Source organism: Streptomyces sp. NPDC098789, from assembly GCF_044759975.1.
GTDB lineage: Bacteria > Actinomycetota > Actinomycetes > Streptomycetales > Streptomycetaceae > Streptomyces.
Window position 1 is genome coordinate 1 of record NZ_JBIWAJ010000003.1, and the last position, 19,117, is coordinate 19,117.

Below are 19,117 nucleotides of genomic sequence, written 5' to 3' on the forward strand. Positions count from 1 at the left end.
GATCAACAGGCGCATCCGCGACATCCGCCAGCTCCTGAAGACGATGGACCACACCATCACGGCCGCCGGCTGCCAACTCACCACACTGCAACATCTCTACGACCACGCGAGCGCGGTCGGCATCACCCTCCCGCCGGAGATCAAGACGGCGAGTTAATAATCCGCAGGCCCTTAACGTCGAGGACGACACGACCAGGAAGGACCAGACATGAATCCCGCCCAGCACGTCGCGGCCGTCGCGGCGCAGAGCGCGCGCTTCGTCGCCGCGGTCAAGGGTGCCGACCCCGCCACCCCGGTGCCGTCCTGCCCCGGCTGGACGCTCGCCGATCTGACGCGGCACGCCGGGAGCGTGCAGCGCTGGTTCTGTGTTCTGCTGCGCCAGCGCGTCCAGCAGCCCCCGACCAGCCGCGACGTGGACCTGCGGCTGCCGGAGCAGGACGTCGACTACCCCGAGTGGCTGGCCGAGAGCGCCGCGGAATCCGCGGAGGTGTTCGCCACCACCGACCTGGACGCTCCCATGTGGGCCTGGGGACTCGACCAGCACGCCCGGTTCTGGGTCCGCCGGATGCTCTTCGAGACCGTCGTGCACCGCGCCGACGCCGAACTCGCCCTGGGGATCGCACCGCGGATCGACCGGGCGCTGGCGGTGGACGGCATCGACGAGTTCCTCACGAACCTGCCGTTCGCCGCGTTCTTCGCGCCCGGCACGGCGGCACTGCGCGGCCCGGACCGCACCATCGGCTTCCACTGCACGGACGGGGGCGACAGCCGGCTGGTCCGGCTGCGCCCCGACGGCTTCGGGCTGGTCACCGACGGCAGCGACGCGCCGGAGCCCGACGCGACGGTCCTGGGGACCTCCGGCGACCTGCTCCTGCTCCTCTACGGCCGTCTCGACCGCACGGACGAGAGGTTCCAGCAGCGGGGCGACCGGGAACTGCTCGCCCTCTGGTCCGCCCACTCGGCGTTCTGACGGCCCTCGCCGCAGCTTCCGGGATCCCCACCCGCCGCGCCGGGCGGGGATCCCGGCCGCGGTCGCTCAGGCGGTCGCGGTCAGCAGTCGGACCGCCTGCTCGCGCATCTCGATCTTGCGGATCTTCCCGGTGACGGTCATCGGGAACTCCTCCACCACATGGACGTAGCGCGGGATCTTGAAGTGGGCCAGCCGGCCCGCGCAGTACGCGCGCACGGCCTCCGGGGTCAGCGGCTCGGCCCCCTCGCGCATCCGGACCCACGCCATCAGCTCCTCCCCGTACTTCGCGTCGGGTACGCCGATGACCTGCACGTCCAGGACGTCCGGGTGGGCGTGCAGGAACTCCTCGATCTCCCGCGGGTAGACGTTCTCCCCGCCCCGGATCACCATGTCCTTGATCCGGCCGGTGATGCTCAGGTAGCCCGCGTCGTCCATCACGGCGAGGTCGCCCGTGTGCATCCAACGGGCCGCGTCCACGGCCTCCGCCGTCCGCTCCGGCTCGGCCCAGTAGCCGAGCATCACGGAATAGCCGCGGGTGCACAGCTCCCCCGGTTCGCCCCGGGGCAGGGTCCGGCCGGAGTGCGGGTCCACCACCTTCACCTCCAGGTGCGGGCCCACCCGGCCGACGGTGGCGACCCTGCGCTCCACCGAGTCGTCGGCGCGGGTCTGGGTGGACACCGGCGAGGTCTCCGTCATCCCGTAGCAGATGGACACCTCGGTCATCCCCATGCGTTCGATGACCTCGCGCATGACCTCGACCGGGCACGGCGAGCCCGCCATGATGCCGGTGCGCAGGCTCGACAGGTCGTAGTCGTCGAAGGCGGGATGGGCCAGCTCGGCGATGAACATCGTGGGGACGCCGTAGAGCGAGGTGCACGCCTCGGCCTGGACGGCTGCCAGCGTGGCACCCGGGTCGAAGGAGGGCGCGGGGATCACCATGGTGGCGCCGTGGCTGGTGCAGGCGAGGTTGCCCATGACCATGCCGAAACAGTGGTAGAAGGGGACCGGGACGCACACCCGGTCCTCCTCCGTGTAGTGGCACAACTCCCCTACGAAGAAGCCGTTGTTGAGGATGTTGTGGTGCGAGAGGGTGGCTCCCTTGGGGAAGCCGGTGGTGCCGGACGTGTACTGGATGTTGATGGGGTCGTCCGGGCTCAGCGCCGCCTGGGCGCGGGCCAGTTCACCCCGGTCGCCCGAGCGGCCGCGCTCCGACAGGGAGGACCACAGCGGCCCTTCCAGCAGGACCACGAACTCCAGCTCGGGACAGCGCGGCCGGACCTCCTCGATCATGCCCGCGTAGTCGGAGGTCTTGAACCGCTCGGCCGCGACCAGCAGGCGGATCCCGGACTGCTGGAGGACGTACTCCAACTCGTGGGCGCGGTAGGCGGGGTTCACGGTGACCAGGACCGCGCCGATCTTCGCGGTGGCGTACTGCACCAGGGTCCACTCGGCGCGGTTGGGGGCCCAGATGCCGACGCGGTCGCCCTTGGCGATGCCGAGGTCGAGCAGTCCGAGGGCGAGGGCGTCGACATCGGCGCCCAGCTCCGCGTACGTCCACCGGCGCCCGGCGGCCATGTCGACGAGGGCGTCCCGGTCGGGGAAGCGGCGCACGGTGCGGTCGAGGTTCTCCCCGATGGTGTCGCCGAGCAGGGGTAGTGCGCTGGCTCCGGACGCATAGCTCGACGTGACGGACACACGTTCCTCCAGGGCGCGACGGCGGGCGCGGGCCCCGGCGGGCCGACGTGCCCCCATGATCCCCGGCGCCCGCGCGAGCGTCCACCCACCGGGTCAGCCGGCGGCCCGTTCCGTGACCGGACGGCGGCGCTGGGCGAGTTCGGTGACCGCGGGCGGGTTCCAGACGCCGTCCGGGCGGTACAGGTTGGTGCCGGGCGGCACGATCTCGTCGATGCGGTCGAGGGTGGCGTCGTCGAGCGTGAGCGCGGCGCCCCCCAGCAGGGACCGGAGCTGGTCCATCGTGCGCGGGCCGATGATCACCGAGGTGACCGCCGGGTGGACGGTGGGGAAGGCCACGGCCAGTTCGGGCAGGGTGCACCCGATGGAGTCCGCGAGCTCGATCAGCTGCCCCGCCGCCTCCAGTTTCGCCGCGTTCCCGGGGACGGCCTGGTCGAAGCGGGCGGGGGTCAGCGCGGCCCGGCCCGAGGTCAGGTCGACGGGTGCGCCGGGGCGGTACTTGCCGCTCAGGAAGCCGGAGGCCAGCGGGCTCCAGGTCAGCACGCCCATGCCGTGGCGCCGGGCGACCGGCAGTACGTCGCGCTCGATGCCGCGCGCGAGGATCGAGTAGGGGGGCTGCTCGGTCCGCATGCGCGGCAGTGCGCGCCGCTCGGAGACGTGGTGGGCCTCCGCTATCTCCTCCGCGGGGAAGGTGGAGCAGCCGAAGGCCCGGATCTTCCCCTCCCGGACGAGGTCGCCCAGGGCGCCCAGGGTCTCCTCGATGTCGGTGGTGTGGTCGGGGCGGTGCACCTGGTAGAGGTCGATCCAGTCGGTGCCCAACCGGCGCAGGCTGTCCTCCACGGCCCGGACGATCCAACGTCGGGAGTTTCCGCTCCGGTTGCGTCCTTCGCCCATCGGGAAGTGCACCTTGGTGGCGAGGACCACCTCGTCGCGGCGCCCGCCCGCCAGGGCCTTGCCGACGATCTCCTCGGACTCCCCCGCGGAGTACATGTCGGCGGTGTCGACGAAGTTGATGCCCGCGTCGAGTGCGGCGTGCACGATCCGCACGCAGTCGTCGTGGTCCTTGTTCCCGACGGCGCCGAACATCATGGTGCCGAGGCAGTGCACGCTCACCTCGATGCCGGTACGGCCGAGGCTGCGGTAGTTCATGGTCATGCCGGTGCACTGTAGGAGTTGGAGCGCACTCCAGGTCAAGGACCCTCGGTCGGCTTCACCGACCGCACCGACTTCACCCGCTCCGGGGACTGCTCGGGCTCCCACCACGCTGCTAACCTGACCGGCATGACCCTCCTCTGTGCGTAGGACCCCGCACCGACCGCCCGTTGTCCGGGCGGTCCTCAGGCGTCCCCGCACATTCGCGGCGCCGCTGTGCGCGCCGCCCTCCAGAGGAAACCCGTCGTGTTGTTCTCTTCCTATCGCGCTGTCCTGCGCGCTCCTCACGCCTGCCGTACCTTCGGCGCCGCCCTGCTCGGGCGGCTCTCGTACGGCATGGTGTCCCTCTCCCTGCTCCTCGCCGTCAAGGACGCCACCGGCTCCTACCGGACGGCGGGGACCGTTATGGCCGTCTTCGGTCTGGCGAGCGTCTCCCTCTCCCCCGTCCGGGCCCGCCTGGTCGACCGGTTCGGTCCGCGGCGGGCCCTGGTTCCGATGGCGGGTGCGTACGCGCTCCTGCTGACGGCGCTGGCCTTGCTGACCTGGCGCCCGGGCGCCGCCGGGAGCGCCCTGGTGGCGCTGGCCGCCGTCGCCGGGTGCTGCACCCCGCCCCTCGGGCCCGTGATGCGGGCGCTGTGGAGCACCCTGGTGCCCGACCGCCTGATGCTGCAACGTGCCTACAGCCTGGACGGTGTGGCCGAGGAACTGCTCTACGTCAGCGGCCCGTTGCTCGTCGGCCTGCTGGTGCGCGGCGCCGTACCGGCCGCGGGCGTGGCGGCCAGCGCGGCGCTGGTCCTGGTGGGCACGCTCGCGCTCGTCTCCTCACCCGTCGCCCGGTCGCTGCCCGGGTCCACCGGAGCCCGGGCCCCCGGCGAGCGGCCCGACGCGTCGGCCGGACCGCCGGCTCCCGAGCGGCGCCGGTCGTGGTCCTCCGGGCTGGGCGGCGTGGTCGTGGTCGCGATGGGGGTGGGAGCCGGGTTGGGGGGCCTGGACCTGCTCGTGGTGGCCTTCGCGGACCAGCGCCACCAGCCGGGCGCGGCGCCCTGGGTGCTGGCCGCCCTGTCCACGGGCAGCGCGCTCGGGGGTCTGGCGTACGGCGCGGTGGGCTGGCGGCTGCCCGGGCGGCAGCGGCTGGTGCTGATCGCGGCCGGGCTGGCGGTGTCCCTGGCCGCGGCGGGGTTGGCTGCCAACGCGTACGTGCTGGCCGTACTGGCGGCCCTCGCGGGCGTGTTCATCGCACCCGCCATCACCACGGCCTATCTGATCGCGGACGAGTCGGTCGATCCGGCCCACCGCATCCGGGCGGGTGCCTGGATCAACACGGCGCTCAACGCGGGGACGGCGGGCGGCGCCGCTGCCGTCGGCCTGCTGCTCGGGCGGCTGCCCGTGGCGGGCTGTTTCGTGTGGGCGGGCGCCTTGGTCCTGCTGTCGGCGCTCACGATCGTCGCCGCGGAGCGGCTGCGGCCGCACCGCACCCGTGCCGGGGCGGGGATGCCGGTGGGGAAGGAGCCGAAGGCAGAGGCGGAGGCGGAGGCGGAAATGGTGGCACGTACATGATCGGTTTGGCAGGATGCCGCCATGATCTCCCCCGAGCCGGTGCCGCCGGTCGTTCCCGAAGGCCGGATGGCCGCCGCCGATCAGCCCGTGCTCGACCTGGCGGACGGCATGGAGCTGAGGCCCTGGCGCTCTGACGACGCGCCCGCGCTGGTGGCCGCCGGCCTCGATCCCTCGATCCGGTTGTGGAACATGCTCCGGACCTGGACGCCGGACGAGGCGCGCAGGCGGATCGAGGGCATGGGGCGGCGCTGGCGGGCCGAGTCGGGCGCCCTGTGGGCGATCGCCGCTCCCGACGGCGCGGTCGTCGGCCTGGCCGGGTGGAACGACATCGACCTCGCCGCCGGCACCGCCGAGATCCTGTACTGGGTCCTGCCCGAGGCGCGCGGGGGCGGCCTGGCCGTGACGGCCGCACGGCGCGTGTGCCGCTGGGCCCTGGAGGAACTCGGTCTGCACCGACTCCAGTTGTTGCACTCGGTGGCGAACCCGGCGTCCTGTCGGGTGGCCGACAGGGCCGGGTTCACCCCCGAGGGAACGCTGCGCAGCGCGGTCCTGCACGCGGACGGATGGCACGACATGCACCTGCACGCCCTGGTGGCGGGCGACCGCTGATCCCCCTCCGGGGCGCCGTTCGCCGCTCCCGGTAGGGTCCGGCGGATGGATATCCCCACGCCACCCACCCTGTTGCGGAACAAGCGCTTCCGCACATTGCTGCTCGCGAGCCTCGTTTCGGCGAGCGGCTCGGCGATGGCGCCGGTCGCGCTGGCCTTCACGGTGCTCGGGTTCGACAGCCGTCCGAGCTCGCTGGCCATAGTCCTGGCCGGAAGTACGGCGCCCCAGCTGATCCTGTTGCTCGTCGGTGGGGTCGCCGCGGACCGCTTCTCCCGGCGGCGGCTGATCGTGATCGGCAACGTGGTGCCGGCGCTGACCCAGGCGACGGTCGCCCTGCTCGTCCTGTGGGGAGCCGCGAGCACCGCCCGCGTCGCCGTGTTCGCGGCCGTCGCGAGCGGCGCCTCCGCGCTGGCCTCGCCCGCCATGAACAGCCTGTTGCCCCAGTTCGTCGAGGCCCCGCGGCTCCAGGAGGCGAACGCGCTGCTGCGCCTGCCGACCAACCTCGTCCGCATCCTCGCGCCCGCGATCGGCGGCGTCCTCGTCGCGCTCGTCGGTCCGCAGCTGACCCTCGCGTGGGACGCGGCCAGTTTCGCGGTCGCCGCGCTGCTCTACAGCAGGCTCTCGATCGCCGGGCCCGTCGCGGCGCGGGGGTCCGTGCTCCGCGACTTCCGCACCGGCTGGAAGGAGTTCCGCGGCCGGTTCTGGCTGTGGTCCTACACGCTGTCCGGCACCTTCGTCGTGGCCTTCTGGCTGGGCGGGTACGGGCTGCTCGGTCCGGTCGTCGCCCACGACAGCGATCTCGGCGCGGCCGGGTGGGGCACCGTACAGGGGTCGTTCGCGGTGGGGCTGGTGCTCGGCGGGGTGCTCTCGCTGCGCTGGCGGCCCTCCCGCATCATGATCGCGTGTGTGGCCGGCAACCTACCGCTGGCGCTCCCCCTGCTGGCCCTGGCCGCGGGCGCTCCCCTGCCCGTCCTCGCGGTGTCGGCGGCCCTGGCGGGGGTGGGAGTGGACATCTCGATCGTGTGCTGGAACACCGTGATGCAGCAGCAGTTGCCGGGCGAGCTACTGGGGCGGCTGGGCTCGTTCAGCTCGATCGGCGAGCAGCTGGCCGTGCCGCTGGGCTACCTCCTCGTCGGGGCCGCCGCGGCCTCTTGGGGAGCGACACCCGTACTGCGGGTCGCCGCGGTGGCGATGACCCTGGCCACCGTGGCCCTCTTCGCCGCCCCGAGCCTGTGGGCGCTGCGTCGGGCGCCCGTGGCCGAGGGGTCCGCCGTGCGCGTGTGACCTCCGCTCGGGCGTGCCGGTTCCGGATCCCGTCGGTGACGGGTGCCTCCGGCGGCTCCTAGGACGCCGGACGGGCTGGACCCGGGCCGCCTGCGCGTCCGGTGCGGCGCGACCGGGAAGGACACCGGGCGGGGGTGGGCTCGGGGTGGCCGGAAAAGGTGGGTACTCTGCGGTGCCCTCGAAGACCGGGGGCGTACCGTCCCCGTCCAGGAGGAACCATGGCCGTCAAGAAGGCCACCATTCAGCAGCAGGTGGCGCAGGCCATCGCCCAGGTCAACCCGGCCGACAGACCCCTCGTCACGATCCAGGCCGTCGCGGGCCCCAGCGTGTGGCTCATGAGCATGCTCGGACTGATCGGGCAGGCGTTCCTCACCTACTACTTCGTCACCGTCACCGAGCAGGCCGTGGTGATACACAAGGCCGGCCGGATGAGCAACCGCCCCCAGGAGATCGCCTTCGCGATCCCCGCCCACGAGGCCGTCGGCATCATCTCCGGCGTCGACCGCAACACCATCTGGAGCTCGTTCCGCCTCCAGCTGCCCGGCCAGCCGAAGCCGACGCGGATGAACGTCCACCGTCTGTGGCGCGCCGAGATGGACGAGCTGCTGGGCCGGATGACCGGTCAGCCGATCGCCTGACGGCGAGCGGGCGGCCGCCGAGAGACGGCCTGCGCCACCTCCACCGCTCAGGAGGTGGCGTCCCGCCGGTTCTTGCGTCCGGCGAGCTGGCCCTGCACGTAAGGGTCCACCTCCGGGGCGTACGGGCCGCCGTGGGCGGAGAGCACGTCGGTGATCCGCTCCCACTCGGCCACCGTGGCGCGGGTCCGTACGTCGGCCTCCGCCAGGTCCCCGGCGGCCTCCTCCGCCGCTTCGAGCGCCTCGGCGCTCTCGTGGTGGGACATCCCCGCGGCCAACCGCCGCACCTCGTCGCACGCCTCGCGCTCCACCGAGGTGGGGCCGTCCTGCACGAACTCCGGGCCGTCGGCCGCTTCCATGGGGTTCCCTTTCCTCGCACGCTCGCCCTGGACCTGCGGGATCGTGACCCGCAGTGCGCATTATGCGCGGGCGGTGGACCGCGCCGTCACCCGGGCGGCGGTCCTGTGGGGTCCGCGGACCCCACAGGACCCCTCGGGCCGGGTCAGGCCGCGCGGTCCAGGGAGCGGGGGCACTCGGTGACGCCTTCGGCGACGGCGCCGGAGGTGTCCTCGACGAACTCCGCGGCGGCGTCCTCCCGCGCCAGGCGCGCCAGCAGCTCCTTCAACCGGCCGTTGCGGCCCGTGGCCATCATGTAGATCATCTTCAGGTCTCCGGAGAAGGCCGCGCCGGGGTCGGTGAACCCGACCGGCAGGTTGCGCTCGAAGACGAAGTGGCCGCTCCACGCGAAGGCGAAGAACGCGGCCGGTACCGTCCACAGCCGTCCGGGCCTGCGGCGGCGCACGGTGACCACCGCGGCCGCCGCGGCGGCGGACATGCCCACGACGTGCATCCAGCGGCTCGCCTCGCTCGTGTGCCCGCGCATGTACTCCTCGAAGCGCTGGTCGAACTCCCTCATCACGGAACTCCTCGCTAGTGGTGGGTGTATGGCCTCGCGTGCGCGCCCGTGCCGTCAGTTGACGGCGGAGCCCGCCTCGTACGACGAGCGCAGCAGCGGGTCGGCGACCGCTCCCCGCTCGTAGCGGCTGCCGAAGCGGTGCTGGTACTCCGCGAACAGCCGGTTGTCGTTGTGCAGGAACAGGACGTCGTGCAGCGCCATGTTCCGCATGGCGAGGAGCGGTACGGGGCTCCGCGAGACGGGGAACCGCGGATTGCGGGCGGCGGGCTCGGGGCATTCGGGGTGGAACTGGCCGAGCATCAGGCCGCCCTCGGCGAGCTCCGCCTTCACGAGCGCCTGCGTCCGGTCGAGTTCGGCCCACCGCGACTGCGGCAGGTCGGGCAGGATCAGGACGTAGGCGTACATCGTGGGGTTGGTGCGCGGCCAGTGGGTGGTGCGGAAGGTCCGCGCCATCTCCCGCACCAGGGCGCACAGTTCACTGCCATCGGCGCCCGTGAGTCCGGTGCGGGTGTGCATCATCAGGGTGCCGGCCCGTGCGGCGGGTTCCACGAAGGGGCAGACGTCACCGTCGCGGCCGAGCTCCTCGTGGGGGCGGCTCACGTAGTCGCGCAGCCACTCCTGGACGACGGCCTCGGCCGCCTCCGTGACGGACGTCGGGGAAGCGGGGGGCAGCACCGCGACGGGCGCCGCCTGTACCTGGAGCGGGAGCGTCATCGGGGTCCGCCTCCCAGCGTGCCGCGCGCCTCGATCACCCCGGTGCCGCCCGGCAAGCGGGTGACCCGCAGCGCCGTCAGGCCCGCCTCGCGCAGCAGGGCCTCGGTCTCCTCCCGGGTGCGTTCCCTCCCGCCGTCGAAGAGGGACATCATGTAGAGGTCCATCAGGCCGCCCCACTGGCCGCTCGAACCCTCCCCCGCGTCGCCGGTCGGATCGGCGGCGGTCAGGTGGTCGATGAGCACCAGTCGGGCGTCGGGCCCCATGGCGGCGCGGCAGTTGCGCAGGATCGCGACGCAGGAGTCGTCGTCCCAGTCGTGCAGGATGTGACGCAGGACGTAGCGGTCCGCGCCGGCCGGCAGGGCTTCGAAGAAGTTGCCCTCGCGCAGCTCGCAGCGGTCCGCGAGCCCCGCGCCGGTCAGCCGCAGGGCGGCCGGCGGCAGGGCGGCGGCGAGGTCGACGAGCGTGCCGCGCAGCTCGGGGCGGTCGGCGAGCAGGCCGGTGATCAGCGCTCCGTCCCCGCCTCCGATGTCGACCACCCTGAGCGGGCCGGTGAAGTCCACCGCTCCCAGCAGACCCTCCAGTTCCAGGGCCAGGCCGGTCTCCTGGGAGCGGTCGAAGATGCGGCGCAGCCGGGTGTCGTCGCCGAGGTGGGAGAAGAAGTCCTGGCCGAAGACCTCGGGGAAGGCGGCGCGTCCGGTGCGGACCACCTGGGTGAGCCGTTCCCAGGCGGGCGCCACGGTGGCGGCGACCAGCAGCGCCGTCGGCAGCGCCGAACCGGGGGCGTCCGATCGCAGTGTCTCGCCGAGCGGGGTCAGCGAGAACTCCTCCCGCCCATCGCAGCGTTCGAGGAGCAGGATCTCGAAGGAGGCGAGGGCGCGCAGCAGTCGGGCCAGCAGGGCGCGGTCGGCGCCGACCTTCTCGGCGAGTTCGGCCGCGGTCAGGGCTCCGCCGCCCAGCACGTCGGCGAGGCCGAGTTCGGCCATGGCACCGATCGCACGGGCACGGAGCTGGCCGTAGATCATTTCGCGCATCCGCCAGGCGTGTCGGGCCCGGCCGGCGTCGGGGACGGCCACCCTCCCGGTCGGGCGGACGGTCGGGCTCGTCATCGGGATTCCTCCACCAGTACGTCGTGGTCGGTGTCGATGGCCCGGTCGCGGGGGCGTTCCCGCGGCGGCATCTCGGCGACCTGGACGTGGAGTCCGCCGCGCGGGATGAGGGCCGGGATGCCGCCGTACTGGGGCCGGAGCGTGAGCAGGTCGAGTTCGGTGCGCTGGGCCAGCCGGGAGAGGACGGCGGGCAGGACGGCCCCGGCGATCCCGGCGCCGATGCAGCGGCGGGCGCCGTAGCCGTAGGGCAGGTACTCGAAGGGCGACGGGGACTGGTAGCCCTCCTGGTCGGTGTCCCAGCGCTCGGGGCGGAAGGCGCCCGGGGCGTCCCAGACGGCCGGCAACCGGTGGGTGATGTACTCGCTGACCGCCACGGTGGCGCCCGCGGGGATCAGGTGACCGCGGTGCCGGAACGCCTTGACGACGCGGCGCGGGCTCATGACGACGGGCGGGTGCAGTCGCAGGCTCTCCTGGACCACGCGGCCGGTGTAGCGGAGTTTGCGGACGGCGGACGGCGTGGCGCGCGCGTCGCCGAGGACCTCGTCGGCCTCGGCCCGTAGCCGCTGCCAGACGCCGGGGTGGGCGAGGGAGTTGTAGACGGCCCAGCCGATGCCGGAGCCGACCGGGTCGTAGCCCGCGATCAGTGCGCTGACGACCATGTCGCGGATCTCCTGGTCCGCCATCACGGCTCCGCCGTCGGCCAGCATGACCGAGATGAGGTCCTCGCCGCCGCGCGCTCCGGCCTCGCCGGTGTGCCGCCTGCGGGCTATCTCCTCGTAGATGCGTTCCTCGACGGCGGCGATGCCGTCGAGGGCGCGCCGACGGGCCCGGGTCGGCAGGCTCCAGGCGACCATCTGTTGGGGCAGCGGATTGTCCATGAGCTCGTGGATCTGATCCAACTGACCGATCATGTACGGCGCTTGAGCGGCGATCCGATCGCCGCAGAAGAGCCGGAGCATCGCACCCCGGATCGCCTCGCGCAGTGCGGCGTGGATGTCCAGGCGCTGCCCGGGGCGCCAGTCGTCGATGGTCCGGTCGACGGCCTCGACGATCACTCGGGTGGCCTGTTCGACACCGGGCCGCTGGAAGGAGGGCAGCGCCTTGCGCTTGCGGCGGGCGTGCGGCTCTCCGTCGGTGACGACCAGGGCGGTCTCTCCGGCGATGGGGCGGAGCATGTCGTAGGCGCCGGCGAAGCGGAAGTTCTCGGGGTTGCGCATCACCAGGGCGTTGGCCTGCGGCCCGAAGAGGAAGTAGGTGCGGGTGGGGCCCAGGCCGAAGGCGCTGACCTCACCGTACTCGTCCTTGAGGTGTTCCAGCCCTTCCGGCAGCGAGCGCTGGAACGCTCTGACGGTGCGCACCACTTGAGCCGGTGTGCGCGGTCCGGGGACAGCGGCCATGCGGGAACTCCTTCGGGGCGGGTGGGGGGGAAGGGGCGGGGGAAAGCGCAGCGGCGGCTCAGGCGGCCTGCCGCGCGGTGGCGCCGTCGTTCTTGCGCCGGGAGTCCAGGGCCAGGAAGTCGCTGCCGAAGAGGATCGCGGCGCCGATCAGCACGGACAGGCCGGTCGCCCAGCCCGGGGTGCGCAGCACGAGCACGGAGGCGAGGAACGCGGTCGACAGCAGCATGTCGGCCTTCAGGACGGCGTTGGCGGCCCCGTTGTCGACGGCCCGGGCCATCGCCCGGCACTGCTGGAAGGCCGCGACGGCCCAGGGCAGCGCCACCAGGGTGCGCAACGGCAGGCTGCCGGCCAGGACGAAGCCGGTCAGGGACAGGTATCCGATCAAGGTGACCACGGTGGCGGCCCGGGCGGCGGAGAGCCGGTCGGAGAAGACCGTCGCGGAGGTCCGCAGCCCGGCATCGCGGTCGCCGTCGTAGTCCGGGAGGTTCTTGACCATGCCCTTGGCCACGAACCAGATGATCAGGAAGGCGAGGATCGCCCAGGCGTCGGAGGTCGGTCGCCGCACCCCGGTGGGCGCCGCGAAGTAGCCGAGGAGGTACGGACCGAAAACAGCCAGGCTGAAGGCGAACAGCCCGGTCACGGGCCGGGCCTTGAGCCGTCCGGGGAGGAAGGAGTACTGGTGGGCGCCGACGAGCGCCAGGGTCATCGGGACCACGTACGCGACGCTGTAGAACAGCGAGGCGCCGATGAGCACGGCGGACATCGCGTGGCTGATCCACAGCAGTCGACGGTGTCCGATGCGCAGGACCTGCCAGACCCGGCCGGGAAGGTTGCGGCTGTCCTCCGCGAGGTCGGTGTAGGCGTTGTAGGTGTTGGCCAACAGCCCGTAGACCAGGGAGATCGCCAGTCCGGCGAAGAGGAGCCCGCTGACCCCGCCGCCCGCCACCGTCCAGCCGAGCGCGAAGGTCAACATGCCGGGGACGCAGGTCCGCGGCCGCCCGAGCATCAGGGTGATCCGGACGGTCTCGCCCCAGCCCGCGGTGCCGGGGGTGGTGCGCACCGCTTCCTCCCGCCGCTCCGGGCCGAGCGCGGCGAACTCCTCGGGTCCGGGCAGGGGCGGGGCGTGCGCGGGCGATCGGGCGGCGTTCATGGTCACGAGGTCGTCCTCCATCCGCCGGGCCCGGACCCCGCGCTCGTCGCGGAGGGACCGGGCCGTGCGTCACGTTCGGTGGTCAGACCATGACGGCGATCACTTGACGATGGCTCAGATTCCCCTCGAAACCGCTTCCAGGACCGCTCCGGATTCCCTCGGCGGCAGTGGCGCCGCACCGACCGGACGGCGCCCACCTGGGAGGACCGGGAGGACGCCGCTACGGACCACGTCCGGAAGCCGTCCGGAGCGCATCCGGATCCGGTCGAGGGCGGCTGGAGGAAAACCTGGTGAACGGTGCCCAGAATCTCGCGTACAGTTGTGTTCAACGACGCGGGGTGGAGCAGTTCGGTAGCTCGCTGGGCTCATAATCCAGAGGTCGCAGGTTCAAATCCTGTCCCCGCTACTCATACGCAGAGGCCCCCTCGACATTCGTGTCGAGGGGGCCTCTGCGCGTTGCGCGCCCGAAAGCGGAACCGGTGTCCGGGCCGCCGTGCGTCATCCGTGCAGCAGGTCCGGTCCGATCTCGCCGAGGGTCGCGGCGCCCGCCAGCGCCATCCGCAGCGAGAGCTGCTCCCGGTACGAATCGAGCAGGGCGGCCACGCCGTCGGCGCCGCCCAGGGCCAGGGCCCACAGGACCGGGCGCCCCACGAGGACCGCGCGGGCGCCCAGGGCGAGGGCGACCAGGACGTCGGTGCCCGTCAGGACGCCCCCGTCGACCAGCACCGGCACGGTGTCCCCCACGGCCCGGACCACCGGGGGCAGCGCCTCGGCGGTCGCCGCGGCGCGGTCGAGCTGGCGGCCGCCGTGGTTGGAGACGATCACGCCGGCCGCTCCGGCGGACACGCACGCCTTCGCGTCATCGGCCCGCAGCACGCCCTTGACCAGTACGGGCAGCCCGGAGATCCGCTTCAGCTCGCCGATCACCTCGGGGCCGATGGAGGGGTCCTGTTCCCAGCCGGGCGTGCGGGTGGCCAGGCCGACCGAGCGGCACAGCTCGTCGTCCTGGGGCAGCGGGAGCGGCAGGCCCGCGGTGGCCTTCGGCGGGACGTAGGGCGCGTCGACCGTGAGGACCAGCGCCCGGGCTCCGGCCGCGGTGGCCCGTTCGACCTGGCGGCGGGTGATGTCGCGGTCCCGCAGGCAGTAGACCTGGAACCACCAGGGCCCGGCGGCCGCCGCGACGTCCTCCGGGTACCGGGTGGCCCGGGAGGAGAGCACCATCAGGGAGCCCGCGGCGCGCACGCCCGCGGCGGTGGCCACCTCGCCCTCGTCGTGCGCCATCCGGTGGAAGGCGGTCGGTGCGGCCAGGACGGGCGAGGCGAGCGTGCTGCCGAGCAGTTCCAGGGAGGTGTCCACCGCGGAGACGTCCCGCAGGACGCGCGGGGCGAACCGCCGGGCCCGCCAGGCCGCCGCGGCCTCGCCGGTGCTGATCTGCTCGTCGGAGCCGGCGGCGTAGAAGTCGTAGGCCGCGGCGGGGAGCAGGGCCCGGGCGCGCTCGGCCAGTTCGGGACCGGCCGTGATGTCGTCCTTCACCGCTGCCCCCTCAGACCCACTCGCCGGCGCCGGCCGGGTCGCCGCCGACCACCCGAACGGCGAACTCCAGCCCTGCCACGGCCTGTTGGGCGCGGGCGATGGCCTCGGCGGCGTCCGCGCCACGGACCCGCACGAAGGCGGCGCGGGACTCGGAGCTGTCCAGGTCGCCGACCGTGTCCCCCGCGTCGAGGAGCGCCTCGGCGACGACGACGTCGGGCAGTCGGGCGGCCTCGGCCAGGCCGTTGATCGCGGTGAGGGTGCCGCGCGCCCGGGGCACCGCGAACCAGATGGCCTCGGGCCGCCGGTCCACGGACGGGTCCGCGAGGGTCTTGCGGATGTCCGGGAGCACCGACTGGCCGAGGGTCTGGCGGACCACGCAGTCGACGAGGTCGACCCCGGTGACGTCCTGGACGAGGTAGGGGATCTCGTCCCCGGCGAGCCGTACGTGGGTCTCGATGACCCGCGGACCGGCGTCGGTGAGCACGACCTCGGTGTGGGTGACCCCGTAGCGGATGTCGAGGGCGTCGAGCAGGCGGCGTACGTAGGTGTGCACCGACTCGCGCTGTTCGGGGTCGAGTTCGGCGGGGACGACGTGACCGACCTCGACGAAGCCGACCGGGTCGGAGTACTTGCGGGTGATCGCGAGGATCTCGTGCTCGCCGTCCTCCGAGAAGGCCTCGACGCTGAACTGCGGTCCCACGTGGAAGCGTTCGACCAGGACGCCCGCGTCGGGGATCACCTCGAAGTCGCGTGCGGCGCGGGCGAAGGCCTGCTCGGCCTCGTCGACGTCACGAACGACGGACACCCCGAAACTGCCCGCTCCCTGCGTGGGTTTGACCACGCAGGGGGTGCCGTGTTCGGCGAGGAAGGCGCGCAGCTCGGCCGCGTCGGCCACCCGGGCGACCGGGGTCTCGTCGACCCCGGTCTCGGCGAGCCTGCGGCGCATCGCGTGCTTGTCGTGCACGTAGGCGATGGTCCGCGGGCTGTGGCAGGGCAGGCCCAGGGCCTCGGCCACGGCGGCGGCGCGGTCCTGGTCGCGTTCGCCGAAGGTGCCGACCCGGGTGAAGGGGTGCCGGGCGTGGACGGCGGCGGCCAGGGCGATCCACTCCTCGTCGGGGGCCTCGCTGCGCAGGGCGAGCACCCGGTCGTGCTGGCGGGCCTCGCGGATCTTGGGGACGAAGTCCATCCGGCACAGGATGGTGGTGGCCACCTCCGGGCCGCCGACGTCACGGATCAGTCCGGGGACCTCGCGGCCGCCGCCGACGATGAGTACGTGCTCGGTCATGTGGTCACCTCGGTGGTTACGGGGGTGGACGGGGCGGCGGCCGGCGTCGCCCGGGGGCCGCCGGTGGCCCGTACGACGAGCGCGGCCACCGCGAAGATCCCGGCGAGCAGCGCCCAGCCTATGCTGCCGAGCGGCAGCATGACCGAGGTCATCAGAACCGGCCCGATGATCTGCTGGCCGGTCACGCCGAGGCTGAAGGTGGCCAGGTAGCGGGAGCGGGCCGGGGCCGGGGACATCTCGTACGACAGGTTCCAGACGGCCACGGAGTGCAGGTTCTCGCCGACGGTGAGGAGCACGACGGCGAGGACGGCGCAGGCCGCGGCGGGCCAGACGGACACGTGCTCGGCGCCCGCGAAGAAGGCGCAGGACAGCAGCAGCGGCAGCAGCGCGACCCAGACGAGCTTCAGGGCGCGGGCCGTGGTCTCCGCGAACTTGGACACGTAGACCTGGAGGAGCACGGTGAGGACGGTGTTCACGGCCAGGAGCACCGAGACGGCCGAGGTGGGTGCGCTGGTGGCGGTGGTGAGCCACAGCGGCAGCAGCACGAAGAGCACCGAGTCGTGCAGGGACAGCACGCCGTTGGAGAGGGTGAAGAGCATGAACCGCAGGTCCCGGAAGGGACTGCGGACGGGCTCCTCGGCCGCGGCGGCCTGCTGCGGGACGTCCTTCGCGACGGCCGCCGCGACGGGCTCGATGGTGGACGCCGTGCTGGACGCCGTGGCCGGGGCCGTGCCGGCGGCCCGGCGCCGCAGTCGCTCCACGACCGTGGCGATCACGAAGAAGGTCAGCGCGTTGCCGAGGAAGAGCGCGACGAACGCGGCCCGGCTCTCGACCGCGAGGACCGCGCCGGCCAGCAGGAAGCCGGCCGTCAGCCCGATGTTGCGCACCGAGCGGATCGAGGCCATGGTGCGGGTCTGGTTCTCGCCGCCCTCGATCAGCCCGACCACGACCTGCTGGAGCGGCGAGCAGCCCCGGTCGAGGGCGGTCAACACGCAGGTCAGCAGCGCGTACGGCCAAAAATCGTGGACCAGCGCGAAGCCCGCGTAGCCGAGACCGCGGGCCGCGAGCAAGCCGACGTACACCGTGGCGGGGCCGATCCGGTCGGCGAGCCGGCCCAGCGGGACCGGGCTGAGCAGGCCGACGACGCTCGCGACGGCGAGCACCAGGCCGACCCGCTCGGCCGGGAAGCCGACCACCGTGACGAAGTACAGGGTCGACGCGGCGAGGAACATGCCGGAGCCGACCGAGTCCACGGCGGCGCCCGCGGCGAGCTTGCGCCCGGCGGGGGTCCTGGGCAGGATCGCGACCAGGAAGCGGGCCAGGCGCCCGCTCGACGGGGTCCGCACCGTCGGCGGGGTCTGCCGGTCCGTCATGCGCCACGCCCCGCCGCGGTGTCGCCGGTGGCGCCCGCGCCCCGCAGCCACGCGGTGAGTTCACCGGTGCGCCGGACGTGGACCTCGGTGGCCGCCTCGGGCGGGGGCTGGCGCAGCCAGTTCCAGGTGTAGCGACGGGCCGCGTTGACGTACTGCGGCCCCGAACCCCGCGCCGTCTCCGGGTGTGCGTCCGCTTCGGCCAGGAGGGCGGCGGCCAGTTGGATCCGGCCGATCCGCTCGACCAGGACCCAGCCGCCCGCGGCGGTGAACGCGGGATCCGCGCCCACCCATTCGTCGCGGGTGACGCCGAGGCCGATCAGTGCCTCCTCGGCGATGTCCCACGCGGCGGCGGCCCGGCCGGCGGGGCGCGGGCCGAGGGCCGCGCGCAGCCGCTCGACCGCGCCGTCGTAGTACTCCGGCCGGGCGGCGAAGGTGACCACCGAGGTGACCAGGCCGTGCGCGGCGTCGGCGCTCTGCCCCTCGCGCACGGGCACCGTGTCGGCGACGTAGGTGTCGACGCGCGAGCGGGTGCGCACGACGTCCTCGCCCACCACCCAGCGCACGCAGGCGTGCATCATCTCGTCGACGTCGTCGAGCACCGGGGCGGACGCGGCGGTGCGCAGCCACGCGCGGGCGGCTCCCAGGTCGATCATCCGGTCGCACACCTCCTCGCCCCACGAGGTGTGCCCGGTGCGCGGGGCGGCGTCCGGCGCCGTGTCGGGCAGGGCGGCTGCGGCCGCCTCCAGGCGGGCCACCGCCTCGCCGACCCCGGCGCGGGCGCGGCCGTATCCCTGGCGGTCCTGGTGGCGCTCGCCGCTCACACGCGCTCCAGCCAGTGCTCGTACGCCTGGTTGCGGCCGCGCACGACGTCCTGGAAGAGGCCGCGGAGCTCCTTGGTGACGGCGCCGACGCGGCCGTCGCCGACCGGGCGCTCGTCGACGGAGGCCACCGGGACGATCTCGGCGGCGGTCCCGGTCAGGAACGCCTCGTCCGCGATGTACACCTCGCTGCGCGGGATGCTGCGCTCGACGACGGTCAGTCCGAGGTCGCGGGCGAAGGTGATGGCGGTGTGGCGGGTGATGCCGGGCAGGATGCCGTCGCTGACGGGCGGGGTGACCAGCTCGCCGCCCCGCAGCATGAACAGGTTGGCGGCCGAGGCCTCGGCGATGTGCCCGTTCGCGGTCAGCATCAGCGCGTCGTCGTAACCGGCGCGCTGCGCGCCGACCTTGGCGAGGGCGCTGTTGACGTACGCGCCGGTGGCCTTGGCCAGCGGCGGGACGGTCTGGTTGGAGTTGCGCTGCCAGTTGCTGACGATGAGGCGGCAGCCCTCGGTCTCCGCCTTGTCGCCGAGGTACGAGCCCCAGGGCCAGACCGCGATGGACATGCGGACGGCGTCGAGGTTGGGCGCCACGCCCATCTCTCCGTAGCCGAGGTAGGCGATGGGTCGGATGTAGCAGGAGGGCTGGCCGTTGACGCGGACCAGGTCGAGGGTGGCCTGCACCAACTCCTCGTCGGTCCAGGGCAGTTCCATCAGGTAGACGCGGGCGGAGTCGCGCAGCCGGGCGATGTGCTCGCGCAGCCGGAAGACGGCCGGGCCGGTCTCGGTCTCGTAGGCGCGGATGCCTTCGTAGACGCCCCAGCCGTAGTGCAGGCTCGGTGTGAGCACGTGCACCTGGGCCTCGTCCCAGGGGACCAGTTCGCCGTCCATCCAGATGAAGGGGGTCGGGGTCAGTGGCATGTCGGC

18 protein-coding genes and 1 tRNA gene are annotated in these 19,117 nt (G+C 73.2%); 6 read left to right on the forward strand and 13 right to left on the reverse strand.

All coding sequences use genetic code 11. The features are described from left to right. Positions 1 to 208: 208 nt before the first annotated feature. Positions 209 to 970 carry a maleylpyruvate isomerase family mycothiol-dependent enzyme gene (locus ACIQWR_RS07625; RefSeq protein ID WP_404005803.1) on the forward strand — a complete coding sequence of 254 codons (762 nt, stop codon included), beginning with the start codon at positions 209 to 211 and terminating at the stop codon, positions 968 to 970. Positions 971 to 1,036: 66 nt separating this feature from the next. On the opposite strand, the gene ACIQWR_RS07630 is transcribed toward ACIQWR_RS07625, so the two are convergent. Together ACIQWR_RS07630 and ACIQWR_RS07635 are read right to left on the reverse strand one after the other, a co-directional pair. Continuing rightward, positions 1,037 to 2,722, reverse strand: coding sequence for an AMP-binding protein (locus tag ACIQWR_RS07630; RefSeq protein ID WP_404005804.1), 1,686 nt, complete (start codon positions 2,720 to 2,722; stop codon positions 1,037 to 1,039). 36 nt (positions 2,723 to 2,758) lie between these two features. After that, positions 2,759 to 3,811: an aldo/keto reductase gene (locus tag ACIQWR_RS07635; RefSeq protein WP_404006381.1), complete on the reverse strand. Its 1,053-nt coding sequence runs from the start codon at positions 3,809 to 3,811 to the stop codon at positions 2,759 to 2,761. Between the two features lie 219 nt (positions 3,812 to 4,030). Between ACIQWR_RS07635 and ACIQWR_RS07640 the strand changes: the two genes are divergently transcribed. The 4 genes from ACIQWR_RS07640 (at position 4,031) to ACIQWR_RS07655 (ending at position 7,902) form a co-directional block, all read left to right on the forward strand. Beyond that, complete coding sequence (locus ACIQWR_RS07640; protein ID WP_404005806.1) at positions 4,031 to 5,371, forward strand: MFS transporter; 1,341 nt, start codon at positions 4,031 to 4,033, stop codon at positions 5,369 to 5,371. A 21-nt stretch (positions 5,372 to 5,392) separates the two neighbouring features. After that, positions 5,393 to 5,980 carry a GNAT family N-acetyltransferase gene (locus tag ACIQWR_RS07645; RefSeq protein WP_404005808.1) on the forward strand — a complete coding sequence of 196 codons (588 nt, stop codon included), beginning with the start codon at positions 5,393 to 5,395 and terminating at the stop codon, positions 5,978 to 5,980. A gap of 45 nt (positions 5,981 to 6,025) precedes the next feature. Next, entirely contained in the window at positions 6,026 to 7,264 is a 1,239-nt protein-coding gene (locus ACIQWR_RS07650; protein ID WP_404005810.1) for an MFS transporter, read from the forward strand. Positions 7,265 to 7,482: 218 nt separating this feature from the next. After that, the gene (locus tag ACIQWR_RS07655) at positions 7,483 to 7,902 is read left to right on the forward strand and encodes a hypothetical protein (protein ID WP_404005811.1); all 420 of its coding nucleotides are present in this window, start codon (positions 7,483 to 7,485) and stop codon (positions 7,900 to 7,902) included. A 47-nt stretch (positions 7,903 to 7,949) separates the two neighbouring features. Here ACIQWR_RS07655 and ACIQWR_RS07660 read toward each other — a convergent pair whose 3' ends face one another. The 6 genes from ACIQWR_RS07660 to ACIQWR_RS07685 form a co-directional block, all read right to left on the reverse strand. Then, on the reverse strand, positions 7,950 to 8,258 hold the full coding sequence (locus ACIQWR_RS07660) for a hypothetical protein (RefSeq protein ID WP_404005813.1): 309 nt from the start codon (positions 8,256 to 8,258) through the stop codon (positions 7,950 to 7,952). Positions 8,259 to 8,401: 143 nt separating this feature from the next. Continuing rightward, complete coding sequence (locus ACIQWR_RS07665; protein WP_404005814.1) at positions 8,402 to 8,815, reverse strand: Mpo1-like protein; 414 nt, start codon at positions 8,813 to 8,815, stop codon at positions 8,402 to 8,404. Positions 8,816 to 8,869: 54 nt separating this feature from the next. Continuing rightward, positions 8,870 to 9,529 carry a DUF6875 domain-containing protein gene (locus tag ACIQWR_RS07670; protein ID WP_404005815.1) on the reverse strand — a complete coding sequence of 220 codons (660 nt, stop codon included), beginning with the start codon at positions 9,527 to 9,529 and terminating at the stop codon, positions 8,870 to 8,872. Beyond that, positions 9,526 to 10,635 carry a methyltransferase gene (locus ACIQWR_RS07675; protein ID WP_404005817.1) on the reverse strand — a complete coding sequence of 370 codons (1,110 nt, stop codon included), beginning with the start codon at positions 10,633 to 10,635 and terminating at the stop codon, positions 9,526 to 9,528. The genes ACIQWR_RS07670 and ACIQWR_RS07675 overlap by 4 nt, the downstream gene beginning before the upstream one ends. Beyond that, positions 10,632 to 12,032 carry a cytochrome P450 gene (locus ACIQWR_RS07680; protein WP_404005819.1) on the reverse strand — a complete coding sequence of 467 codons (1,401 nt, stop codon included), beginning with the start codon at positions 12,030 to 12,032 and terminating at the stop codon, positions 10,632 to 10,634. Before ACIQWR_RS07680 ends, ACIQWR_RS07675 begins: the two co-directional genes overlap by 4 nt. A 58-nt stretch (positions 12,033 to 12,090) precedes the next feature. Further along, a complete protein-coding gene (locus ACIQWR_RS07685) occupies positions 12,091 to 13,182 on the reverse strand; it encodes a UbiA family prenyltransferase (protein WP_404006383.1) in 1,092 nt (363 codons plus the stop codon). A gap of 332 nt (positions 13,183 to 13,514) precedes the next feature. Here ACIQWR_RS07685 and ACIQWR_RS07690 point away from each other — a divergent pair. Then, a tRNA-Met gene (locus tag ACIQWR_RS07690) sits at positions 13,515 to 13,588 on the forward strand. A gap of 92 nt (positions 13,589 to 13,680) precedes the next feature. Here the strand turns inward: ACIQWR_RS07690 and ACIQWR_RS07695 are convergent. Genes ACIQWR_RS07695 through ACIQWR_RS07715 form a run of 5 tightly spaced genes read right to left on the reverse strand, consistent with a single transcriptional unit; the run spans position 13,681 to position 19,111 of the window. Then, entirely contained in the window at positions 13,681 to 14,715 is a 1,035-nt protein-coding gene (locus ACIQWR_RS07695; protein WP_404005820.1) for an alpha-hydroxy acid oxidase, read from the reverse strand. A 10-nt stretch (positions 14,716 to 14,725) separates the two neighbouring features. Then, complete coding sequence (locus ACIQWR_RS07700; RefSeq protein ID WP_404005821.1) at positions 14,726 to 16,000, reverse strand: ATP-grasp domain-containing protein; 1,275 nt, start codon at positions 15,998 to 16,000, stop codon at positions 14,726 to 14,728. Further along, positions 15,997 to 17,373, reverse strand: coding sequence for an MFS transporter (locus ACIQWR_RS07705; RefSeq protein WP_404005823.1), 1,377 nt, complete (start codon positions 17,371 to 17,373; stop codon positions 15,997 to 15,999). Before ACIQWR_RS07705 ends, ACIQWR_RS07700 begins: the two co-directional genes overlap by 4 nt. Next, on the reverse strand, positions 17,370 to 18,194 hold the full coding sequence (locus ACIQWR_RS07710) for a hypothetical protein (RefSeq protein WP_404005824.1): 825 nt from the start codon (positions 18,192 to 18,194) through the stop codon (positions 17,370 to 17,372). Before ACIQWR_RS07710 ends, ACIQWR_RS07705 begins: the two co-directional genes overlap by 4 nt. Then, a complete protein-coding gene (locus ACIQWR_RS07715) occupies positions 18,191 to 19,111 on the reverse strand; it encodes a branched-chain amino acid transaminase (protein WP_404005825.1) in 921 nt (306 codons plus the stop codon). Before ACIQWR_RS07715 ends, ACIQWR_RS07710 begins: the two co-directional genes overlap by 4 nt. Positions 19,112 to 19,117 lie beyond the last annotated feature (6 nt).

Bases quoted from the DNA above. Each gene is read 5' to 3' on its own strand.
- ACIQWR_RS07715 (WP_404005825.1), bottom strand. From the start codon at position 19,111: ATGCCACTGACCCCGACCCCCTTCATCTGGATGGACGGCGAACTGGTC.
- ACIQWR_RS07645 (WP_404005808.1), top strand. From the start codon at position 5,393: ATGATCTCCCCCGAGCCGGTGCCGCCGGTCGTTCCCGAAGGCCGGATG.
- ACIQWR_RS07660 (WP_404005813.1), bottom strand. From the start codon at position 8,258: ATGGAAGCGGCCGACGGCCCGGAGTTCGTGCAGGACGGCCCCACCTCG.
- ACIQWR_RS07670 (WP_404005815.1), bottom strand. From the start codon at position 9,529: ATGACGCTCCCGCTCCAGGTACAGGCGGCGCCCGTCGCGGTGCTGCCC.
- ACIQWR_RS07630 (WP_404005804.1), bottom strand. From the start codon at position 2,722: ATGGGGGCACGTCGGCCCGCCGGGGCCCGCGCCCGCCGTCGCGCCCTG.
- ACIQWR_RS07655 (WP_404005811.1), top strand. From the start codon at position 7,483: ATGGCCGTCAAGAAGGCCACCATTCAGCAGCAGGTGGCGCAGGCCATC.
- ACIQWR_RS07680 (WP_404005819.1), bottom strand. From the start codon at position 12,032: ATGGCCGCTGTCCCCGGACCGCGCACACCGGCTCAAGTGGTGCGCACC.
- ACIQWR_RS07650 (WP_404005810.1), top strand. From the start codon at position 6,026: ATGGATATCCCCACGCCACCCACCCTGTTGCGGAACAAGCGCTTCCGC.
- ACIQWR_RS07675 (WP_404005817.1), bottom strand. From the start codon at position 10,635: ATGACGAGCCCGACCGTCCGCCCGACCGGGAGGGTGGCCGTCCCCGAC.
- ACIQWR_RS07635 (WP_404006381.1), bottom strand. From the start codon at position 3,811: ATGAACTACCGCAGCCTCGGCCGTACCGGCATCGAGGTGAGCGTGCAC.
- ACIQWR_RS07625 (WP_404005803.1), top strand. From the start codon at position 209: ATGAATCCCGCCCAGCACGTCGCGGCCGTCGCGGCGCAGAGCGCGCGC.
- ACIQWR_RS07665 (WP_404005814.1), bottom strand. From the start codon at position 8,815: ATGAGGGAGTTCGACCAGCGCTTCGAGGAGTACATGCGCGGGCACACG.
- ACIQWR_RS07705 (WP_404005823.1), bottom strand. From the start codon at position 17,373: ATGACGGACCGGCAGACCCCGCCGACGGTGCGGACCCCGTCGAGCGGG.
- ACIQWR_RS07685 (WP_404006383.1), bottom strand. From the start codon at position 13,182: ATGAACGCCGCCCGATCGCCCGCGCACGCCCCGCCCCTGCCCGGACCC.
- ACIQWR_RS07700 (WP_404005821.1), bottom strand. From the start codon at position 16,000: ATGACCGAGCACGTACTCATCGTCGGCGGCGGCCGCGAGGTCCCCGGA.